Source organism: Legionella waltersii, assembly GCF_001468085.1.
Lineage (GTDB): Bacteria > Pseudomonadota > Gammaproteobacteria > Legionellales > Legionellaceae > Legionella > Legionella waltersii.
On record NZ_LNZB01000060.1, the window covers coordinates 450,507 to 451,314 of the forward strand.

Here is an 808-nt window from a genome sequence, read left to right on the forward strand (position 1 = left end):
TAATGCTTATCTCCTTGGAGCTGTAAACTGACCTAAAATACGTATTGTCTTTTTAACCTTTGCAAAAGCGGTGTGTAATGGATTTATTACTAAATTAAATTCCTCAGGCACCATTACTGAGGGAACAGCCATTGCCAAATACTCGTTCGGATCATAAAAATTTTTCGCAGCAAAATCACGATTTAGATTTGGTGAAGGTGTATTTTTCCACTCTTTAGGTAAATCAGAGATAATGTATTTAATGATCAACTCATCTGGAATTTCAATCGAAAACTTATAATAACTAAAACCGGATACTGATAGACCATTGTGTGATAACCATTCCAATGTACAAAGAGATATTGATTGAGAACAATATATAGATTTTGTCCCTTTGTGATTCCATCTACCTGCAACATATAATCCACCCTCACCTGAGAATACGGCATCGGCTTGTTGAATTTGAGATCCTCTAAACCAAATAGACATTAGCTATAGATCCCATACTTAATTTGTAATAATGCTTGATCGACAAGACGATGCCCTGCTTCTGTATCCAATAAATCCATCGGGATTTGATCCCCTAGTGAAGGAATTTTTTTATAAAGCCATCCCTTAGCTTCTTGGCTGCCTAAAATTTCCTCTGCATTTTTTACAACGGAGATTAATCTTAAAAATTTCTCTGTAGATCCCGAATCGAGTAACTTATGATCTTTTTTCTTTGCAAAATAGGTAGAAGTTGTAATTTTTAATCGACTAAGAACATCCTTAACCACAAAGGATTGATCGTTTAGAAAATTCTCAATCAACTCAGGATTAATGCCTTTCC

2 protein-coding genes are annotated in these 808 nt (G+C 34.8%); both read right to left on the minus strand.

The features are described 5' to 3' along the window. Positions 1-6 precede the first annotated feature (6 nt). Positions 7-468 carry an RES family NAD+ phosphorylase gene (locus tag Lwal_RS15155; protein ID WP_058481637.1) on the minus strand — a complete coding sequence of 154 codons (462 nt, stop codon included), beginning with the start codon at positions 466-468 and terminating at the stop codon, positions 7-9. Beyond that, positions 468-808 (minus strand): antitoxin Xre/MbcA/ParS toxin-binding domain-containing protein (locus Lwal_RS17770; RefSeq protein ID WP_193787241.1); only part of this gene is annotated, 341 nt, incomplete at its 5' end. The genes Lwal_RS17770 and Lwal_RS15155, both read right to left, overlap by 1 nt.